The sequence below is a fragment of the Flavonifractor sp. HCP28S3_F3 genome (genome assembly GCF_052065355.1).
GTDB lineage: Bacteria > Bacillota > Clostridia > Oscillospirales > Oscillospiraceae > Flavonifractor.
Map to the genome: position 1 here is coordinate 520196 of NZ_JBQHUF010000001.1, position 7682 is coordinate 527877.

Annotated in this window: 7 protein-coding genes; 3 read left to right on the top strand and 4 right to left on the bottom strand. The window is 58.6% G+C overall.

The window, feature by feature from the left end:
* The first annotated feature begins 4 nt into the window (after positions 1-4).
* A complete protein-coding gene (radA, locus tag ACTNB1_RS02645) occupies positions 5-1366 on the top strand; it encodes a DNA repair protein RadA (protein WP_441167716.1) in 1362 nt (453 codons plus the stop codon).
* 62 nt (positions 1367-1428) lie between these two features.
* On the opposite strand, the gene ACTNB1_RS02650 is transcribed toward radA, so the two are convergent.
* Positions 1429-2676, bottom strand: a complete 1248-nt coding sequence (locus ACTNB1_RS02650) for a 6-phosphofructokinase (protein WP_441167717.1) — start codon at positions 2674-2676, stop codon at positions 1429-1431.
* Positions 2677-2805: 129 nt separating this feature from the next.
* Here ACTNB1_RS02650 and fba point away from each other — a divergent pair, with 129 nt between their 5' ends.
* Together fba and ACTNB1_RS02660 are read left to right on the top strand one after the other, a co-directional pair.
* A complete protein-coding gene (fba, locus tag ACTNB1_RS02655) occupies positions 2806-3771 on the top strand; it encodes a class II fructose-1,6-bisphosphate aldolase (protein ID WP_441167718.1) in 966 nt (321 codons plus the stop codon).
* Between the two features lie 105 nt (positions 3772-3876).
* Complete coding sequence (locus ACTNB1_RS02660; protein WP_441167719.1) at positions 3877-4404, top strand: amidase domain-containing protein; 528 nt, start codon at positions 3877-3879, stop codon at positions 4402-4404.
* Here ACTNB1_RS02660 and ACTNB1_RS02665 read toward each other — a convergent pair.
* The 3 genes from ACTNB1_RS02665 to ACTNB1_RS02675 all read right to left on the bottom strand — a co-directional run bounded on the left by ACTNB1_RS02665 (position 4388) and on the right by ACTNB1_RS02675 (position 7213).
* A complete protein-coding gene (locus tag ACTNB1_RS02665; protein WP_441167741.1) occupies positions 4388-5395 on the bottom strand; it encodes a tyrosine recombinase XerC in 1008 nt (335 codons plus the stop codon). The genes ACTNB1_RS02660 and ACTNB1_RS02665 overlap by 17 nt on opposite strands.
* 297 nt (positions 5396-5692) lie before the next feature.
* A complete protein-coding gene (locus ACTNB1_RS02670) occupies positions 5693-6220 on the bottom strand; it encodes a tyrosine-type recombinase/integrase (protein ID WP_441167720.1) in 528 nt (175 codons plus the stop codon).
* 33 nt (positions 6221-6253) lie between these two features.
* Positions 6254-7213: a rolling circle replication-associated protein gene (locus ACTNB1_RS02675; protein ID WP_441167721.1), complete on the bottom strand. Its 960-nt coding sequence runs from the start codon at positions 7211-7213 to the stop codon at positions 6254-6256.
* Between the last annotated feature and the right edge of the window lie 469 nt (positions 7214-7682).

The following is a 7682-nucleotide window of genomic DNA, read 5'->3' on the forward strand; positions in this document are numbered from 1 at the left end:
TCAAATGAAAAGCAAGACCATGTTTTACTGTACACAATGCGGGAATGAGCTGCCCAAATGGGCAGGTCAATGCCCCGCCTGCAAGGCTTGGAACACCATCGTGGAGCAGCCGGCGGAGAGTAAGCGTCGGACAATTGCGACAGCCTCCGAGGGGCGGCACACCATGAGCCGCCCCCGTCCCATTGCCGAAGTGGAAACCACCCATGAACTGCGGTTTGAGACCGGGATGCGGGAACTGGACCGGGTATTGGGCGGAGGCGCGGTACAGGGCTCCCTGGTGCTGGTGGGCGGCGCTCCAGGCATCGGTAAATCTACGCTCATGCTACAGATCTGCGACCACCTGTGCCGCTTTGCCAAGGTGCTCTATGTATCGGGCGAGGAATCGGAACGGCAGATCAAGCTGCGGGCTGACCGGCTCCACGTCAGGGGAGAGGAGCTGTATCTCCAAGCGGAGACCAACCTGGAGGACGTGGTGGAATCTGTGCGGGAACTGAATCCTGACGTGCTCATTGTGGACTCCATCCAAACCCTGTACAACGGCGATCTGTCCGCGGCACCGGGCAGTATCGGTCAGGTAAAGGACTGTACCATGGCGCTCATGCAGCTGGCAAAAGGGCAGGGGGTCACCGTATTTGTCATTGGACACGTGAACAAGGAGGGCTCTATCGCCGGTCCCAAAGTGCTGGAGCATATGGTGGACTGCGTTCTTTACTTTGAAGGGGAACAGCAGAACTCCTATCGCATCCTCCGGGCAGCCAAGAACCGCTTTGGAGCTACCAACGAGATCGGCGTGTTCGAAATGGGGGATTCCGGCCTGCGGGAGGTTCCCAATCCATCTGAAATGCTGCTCTCCGGCCGGCCCCAGGACACACCAGGCACCTGCGTCACTTGCGTGATGGAGGGTGTGCGCCCCGTACTAGCGGAGGTGCAGGCTCTGCTGGCCCCTACCAGCTTTAACGTGCCTCGACGCACGGCCAATGGCTTTGACTTCAATCGGACCAATCTGCTGCTGGCGGTGCTGGAAAAGCGAGGCGGTTTAATGGTCAGCTCTTGTGATGCCTACATCAATGTCATCGGCGGCCTGTTCCTGGATGAACCTGCCGCTGATCTGGCCATGGTGATCGCCATGGCTTCCAGCTTCCGGGACAAGCCGGTGCCCGGTGATTTGGCCGCCATCGGGGAGGTAGGCCTCACGGGAGAGCTGCGCTCCGTCAACGCCCTTGGACAGCGCCTGAGTGAGGTGCACCGGCTGGGCTTTACCAAGTGCCTGGTCCCCGCCCGGGTGGGCGGCAAGCTGGATGTGCCGGAAGGCCTGCAGCTGATCAAAGTCCGCAATATTCGGGAGGCGCTGGCCGCGCTTCTGTAACAAAAAAGTGCGCTCTGGAGCAAACCAGAGCGCACTTTTCTTATTACTTTGGTCCGAAATAATCAGCCGTCCAGGTCGGTGGTCAGCACCTTTTTCAGCTTGGCAAAGCGAGGCAGGGAAGACACCTTGGGGCCATCAGGCTCGCCCTGGATCAGGGGCAGCACATAGTCGATGAAGGGCTGCTCCACACCGTTTCCAGCAGCATTGATCCACTCACGGGGAACCTTTTTCTCAAAGTTGGCCACAATGTCCAGAGGCTGCAGCACAGTCTCACAGTGGTAGCCATTATCGCGGCTGCACCGGAAAGCCACCATTTTATCAGTATCGCCGGCAACAGCAGCCTCGACGGCAGCCTGTCCCGCCATATAGGCCTCGTCAATATCAGTCTTGGAGGCCACATGAGAGCCACAGCGCTGGAGCAGGGACAACTCGATCCCGCGCACCTTGGCACCAGTCTCCATCTTGATGGCATCAGCCAGCATGCCGGCCAGGCCGCCCAGCTGAGCATGGCCGAAACCGTCGGTGGCGGAAGTCTTGGCCTCAGACACGAAGGAACCGTTAGGATGGTGGATACCCTCAGACACGGCCACCATGCACTTGCCGGTGTTGCGGTAAATCCGACCCACATCGTCCAGGAAGTCAGTCAGGTCAAAGTCGGTCTCAGGCAGATAAATGAGATCAGGTCCGTAACCCGCCCAGGTAGCCAGACCGGCGGAGCCAGCCAGCCAGCCGGCGTGACGTCCCATAATCTCGATCACAGTGACCATACCGGTATCATACACATGAGCATCACGATGGACCTCCATACAGGTAGTCGCAATGAACTTGGCGGCGGAAGCGAAGCCAGGGCAGTGGTCAGTACCATTCAGATCGTTGTCAATGGTCTTGGGCACACCCATGATACGGCACTCATAGCCAACCTTCTGCATATATTTGGAGATCTTATTGCAGGTATCCATGGAGTCATTGCCGCCATTGTAGAAGAAATAGCGCACATCATATTTTTGGAAGATCTCCAGGATCCGCTTATAATCGGTGTCGTCCACATCGGGATCGGCCAGCTTGTACCGGCAGGAGCCAAGCGCAGAGGAGGGGGTATACTTCATCAGCTCCAGCTCGGCGGCGTCTTCCTCGCCCATATCGTACAGCTTCTCTTCCAGTACGCCCTTGATACCGTGAGCCGCACCCAAAACACGGGTGATACAGTCGGTATCCAGCGCAGTGCGGATCACGCCCAGCGCGCTGGCATTGATGACAGCGGTGGGTCCGCCGGACTGTCCGATAATGCAGGCGCCCTTCAATTCACTCATGTATTTGCCTCCTGATCTTTCAAATTCGAAAAAAATGGGTTTTTGCGGAAATAATCATACCACGTCCTCTTGAAATTATCAATGAGAACTGATAAAATCATGAAGGATTAAGAAAAGGAGATGATTCCTATGCCACTGGTTACTACTAAGGAAATGTTTGAGAAGGCCTACAACGGCGGTTATGCCATCGGCGCTTTCAACGTCAATAATATGGAGATCGTACAGGGTATCACCGAAGCCGCCAAAGAGGTCAACGCTCCTCTGATCCTTCAGGTGTCCAAGGGTGCTCGCGCTTACGCCAACCATACCTACCTGGTAAAGCTGGTGGAGGCTGCAATCATCGAGACCGGCCTGCCCATCTGCCTGCACCTGGACCATGGCGACAGCTTCGAGACCTGCAAGAGCTGCATCGACGGCGGCTTCACCTCCGTTATGATCGACGCCTCCTCCAAGCCCTTTGCTGAGAATATCGAGATCACCAAAAAGGTGGTTGAGTACGCTCACGACCACGGCGTGGTGGTAGAGGCTGAGCTGGGTGCTCTGGCCGGTGTGGAGGACGAGGTCAATGTTTCCGCCGCCGACTCCCACTATACCCGTCCCGAAGAGGTCGAGGAGTTCGTTACCAAGACTGGCTGCGACTCCCTGGCCATCGCTATCGGCACCAGCCATGGCGCCTACAAGTTTACCGCTGCCCAGTGTACCCGCAATGAGAAGGGCGAACTGGTTCCCCCGCCCCTGCGCTTTGACATCCTGGACGAGGTCGTCAAGCGTCTGCCCGGTTTCCCCATCGTGCTCCACGGCTCTTCTTCCGTGCCTCAGGAGTTTGTAAAGATGGTCAACGAGAACGGCGGTAAGATGCCTGACGCTGTCGGCATTCCTGAGGAGCAGCTTCGTCAGGCTGCCCGGGGCGCTGTTTGTAAGATCAACATTGACTCCGACCTGCGTCTGGCCATGACTGGTACCATCCGCAAGTTCTTCAATGAGCATCCCGACAAGTTTGACCCCCGCGAGTACCTGAAGCCCGCCCGCGCCGCCATCAAGGAGCTGGTAAAGCACAAGCTGGTTTACGTGCTGGGCTGCGACGGAAAAGCCTAAAAATTACGCAAAAGAAAAAGAAAAGGAGAGGGGAGACCCTCTCCTTTTTTATTTGGTTCACATTTCCTCTTTCCATCATAGGATAGCTGGAAGGAGGGAGCGTATATGCTGGAACGGATCGCTTATAACCGCAGAGCAGCGGTAGCTTATGCCCATCGCTGGGCATTTCAACGCAACCCTAAATACTACGATTATGAGGATATCGGCGGCGACTGTACAAATTTTGCTTCTCAATGCCTCTATGCAGGCTCTGGTGTGATGGACTTTACCCCAGATTTCGGGTGGTACTATCTGAACGCTAATGACAAAGCGCCAGCCTGGACCGGGGTGGAGTATTTTTATCGCTATCTGACTCGTCAAACTCCTACGCCTGGCCCAACTGCCGATCTGGTACGTCTGTCCCAAATTTTTCCCGGAGATTTTGTTCAGCTCAGTTCTCGAGATGGCATCTATACCCATACCGCCGTTGTGGTACAGGTCCTGGGACGCCCTACATTTCGCAGCGTCCTAGTAGCATCTCATTCCTATGATGCAGATTACCGGCCATTGAGCACATATTCCTTCCAAAAAGCCCGTTTTCTACATATTACGGCCGTCTGGCGCCAACAGGAAACAGTCAATCCGATTTCTTAGATCTAACTCGCCCCAGCGGATTGGCCTTGGCCGCTGCACGCAGGTTTTCATTGTCTACATGGGTATAGATTTGAGTCGTATTCAAATGCTCATGCCCCAAAACCTCCTGAAGAGTACGTACATCCACGCCATTCTGAAGCATCAAAGTAGCCGCTGTGTGCCGCAACTTGTGGCTGGAGTACAGGGAAGCATCCAATCCGGCTTTTTTCAGCCGCTGTTTGACCATATAATGAACCGCATCCGTCGTCATTCTAGTGTGTTTCCGAGTCAGAAACAGGGCATTTCTGTCTGCGGCTGCGCTCCGGCTGCGCTCAGCCAGCCAGTCGTCGATGGCAGCCCTGCAGGCATCATTGAGAAAAATCATGCGTTCTTTATTACCTTTGCCTAAAACGCGCAACTGTTCGCCTCGAATATCAGCCAGGTTAAGCGCGACTAACTCGGAAATTCGCAGTCCGCAGTTTAAGAAGAGGGTCAAGATGCAGTAGTCCCTAGCTTTGTTGGGTTCGTCTACCGATTCCAGCAGATGGATACTTTCATCCAAATCCAGATACCGGGGCAGAGATTTCTTAAGCCGTGGGGCGTCTAAATCCTGCATGGGATTCTCGGAGATCAGCTTGGCCTTGTTGGACAGATATTTATAAAAGGAGCGGATTGCAGCGATCTTGCGGGCCCGTGCAGAAGCCTCCAGACCATAGCCAGTCATAGGGCTGTTGGCGTGCTTGGCACGATCCCGACTGAGATAATTCATATAAGCATATACATCGCTGAGCGTCACAGAACGGACGAAATCCAGATCCACGTCATCGATCATGATGTCATCCAGCGCAGTACTTTGGGGCACGCGACCTTTTTCCAACTTCAAATAGCGGAAGAAGTTTCGCAGATCAAGGTAGTATTCATCAACAGTTTTACGGGAATGTCCCTGGATGGTTTCATGGTACACCAAGAAGTCCCGCAGAACAGGCGGAGCGTCTTTTCGATAGTCGGACACTGGTTTGGCCTCCCTCCAACTCAACAAAATTTTTATTTTGTTGAGTTCGTTCTCCAAATTCATAGCCGCCCCCCTATGGGGTCGGCTTCTTCAAGGATCTGAACTTACGCGGGCGGCGTCGATCCGCCCGCCAACAAAATAGCCGTTTTGCTGAGTGCTTCACTGAGCCGGACGCCGGAGCGCGGAGCGTGGTGGGCAACGCGTATGGGGCGTCACGCCGGTTCACCTCCTTCTCAGCAAGATGACAAGGACAAGGTATCACAGGCGGCGGGATTTGTCAACCCGGAATTGACGTTCTCACCATCTGGTGACGCCCCGACCTGCCCGTCGGCTGGCCTTGGAGGTCAGGAGCCGGTCGGCCATGGCGTAGATCATGGTGGTCTCGCAGGAGCTGTGGTTGAGGGCGCGGCGAACCCTGTCCAGGTCGCCGTACTTGCGGAGCAGGTCCACGGCGTAGACCTTGCGGAAACTGTGGGGGGCCACGTTCTGAGGCAGACGGAAGGCCTTGGCGGCCCGCTTGACGTCGGCCCAGACCGTCTGTCTCCTGCGGGGTCTGGAGGGGTCGCGGCCCGGGAAGGCCCAAACCTCCCCTGCCTGGGCGCGGATGTCGGCCAGCAGGTCAGCGGGCAGGCCCACCTGCCTGCGCTTGTGTGTCTTGCGCTCGGTGACCCAGAAGCGAGGCGCAAGCTGTTGGGTGCGCAGGGCCAGCACATCGCCGACCCGGAGGCCGGTGTGTAAACAGACCCGGCAGACCAGGCGGTTTGACGGTGTCAGGGCGGCCAGGACGTGGCCGACCTCCCTGTCCAGAAGGTATGCAGTTTTCATGCCAACTCCTCTCTGCGGAGCAAACCGGCGGGGTCACTCGACCCCACCGGCTTCATGGAGGCTTACGGCCCCAGTGGTTTCGCTCCGGCTTGACAGTCCTGAAAAAGTAAACTCAAGAGAATCGAACAGAAGTTCGAGCGAGGCTTTTCCGCCGCTTTCCACCGGTCTGGCCCGTAGGAGCGCGAAGGAAAGCCCGGCCTCCGGGACGTCGAAGCGGTAGACGCCTCCCTCCTGCTCCAGCTCCTCCAGGTCCCTGGGTCCCAGATCGGCAAAGGAGACCTGTGGGCGCTGGAGGGCACCGCCGGAGTAGTACCAGCGGCCGCCTGGCTTCTCGCCCTGCTTGCCGATGTACTTGCAGACGTAGCCCACGGCGGCGTGGTAGTCGCCGTAGAGCTCGATGGCGGTGGTGAAGCCCAGGGACCAGGCGGGAAGGTTGTAGACGGGGTGCCCTTCCCTGTCCCTGTGGCCGGAAAAAACGGCCTTCACAGCGTCGTTGAAGAAGCCGTGGAAGTGGATGGCCCCATCCTTGTGCCGCTCTGGCACAAGGACATAGGCCAGGCCATGGCGGCGGACCTGGTTGTCCAGCCAGGTGTTGAGCTTGCGGGTGATGGCGGCCATGTCGTAGCGGTCCACCTTGGCCTGGTCCAGAGTGAGGGTGACGAACCAGCGGAAGGGGTTAGCCAGAGCCAGATCCCGGACCTGAGCACGGGCCCGCCGCATGGAGCGGTCCAGGCTGGCCCGCTCCTGCTCAGGGTCCCTGTCCTGGTGCTGAGGCTCCTCCCGGGCCTCAGAGGACCGTCTCGGGCGGGAAGAGCGCTTCCCTGCCTTCTCCCAGCCCTCTGGGTGAAAGATGGGCTTGTCGCAGGCCAGGACCTCCAGGGAACCGTCAGGATAGGTCTTGACCTTGGCGGTGCGGCAGATGCCGCCGCGACCGGAGCCGGACTGACCCAGGAGGGCGGAGACGCTCATAGGGTGCTTGTCGTGAGTGATCATAGGGTGGGTGCGTGACGGAATGTTGTCCCTGTATCAAGTATAGGGAACGTGGGCAGTCGCGGGAGCGAAGGGCGCGGCCCGGCTTCGCCTGCGGGCTTCGGCCCCCCTGCGGGGGGCGCTCCTGGGCCCCTTGCCGCCCCCGCATTTCTGGGGCGGGGGCACGGGGCCCGTCGCCCGGTCCGTGTTCCGCCTCCCGAGAGATCGGCGGAACATCTGCGGAGTGCTCGGCCTTGGTGCCCCTCCGGGGGCCGCTCCGGGCCACTGTGCGGCCCTTCGTTGGCCCCCTCCGGGCTTCGGCCCGCCCCGGCTGTCTCCTCCCTCGCTCCTTCGCGGTGGGCTGGTGGTGGTCGGCGGGGCTCGGTCGGGCCGGGTCGCCCCTCCGCTTCGCTCCGGTGGCCTCGGGCTACCGCCGCCCCGCCTGCGCCCGTCGCCCGGCTCCGCGCGCCCCCCCACGCCCCGTCCCCTGCGC

Bases quoted from the DNA above. Each gene is read 5' to 3' on its own strand.
- radA (WP_441167716.1), top strand. From the start codon at position 5: ATGAAAAGCAAGACCATGTTTTACTGTACACAATGCGGGAATGAGCTG.
- ACTNB1_RS02650 (WP_441167717.1), bottom strand. From the start codon at position 2,676: ATGAGTGAATTGAAGGGCGCCTGCATTATCGGACAGTCCGGCGGACCC.
- fba (WP_441167718.1), top strand. From the start codon at position 2,806: ATGCCACTGGTTACTACTAAGGAAATGTTTGAGAAGGCCTACAACGGC.
- ACTNB1_RS02660 (WP_441167719.1), top strand. From the start codon at position 3,877: ATGCTGGAACGGATCGCTTATAACCGCAGAGCAGCGGTAGCTTATGCC.
- ACTNB1_RS02670 (WP_441167720.1), bottom strand. From the start codon at position 6,220: ATGAAAACTGCATACCTTCTGGACAGGGAGGTCGGCCACGTCCTGGCC.
- ACTNB1_RS02675 (WP_441167721.1), bottom strand. From the start codon at position 7,213: ATGATCACTCACGACAAGCACCCTATGAGCGTCTCCGCCCTCCTGGGT.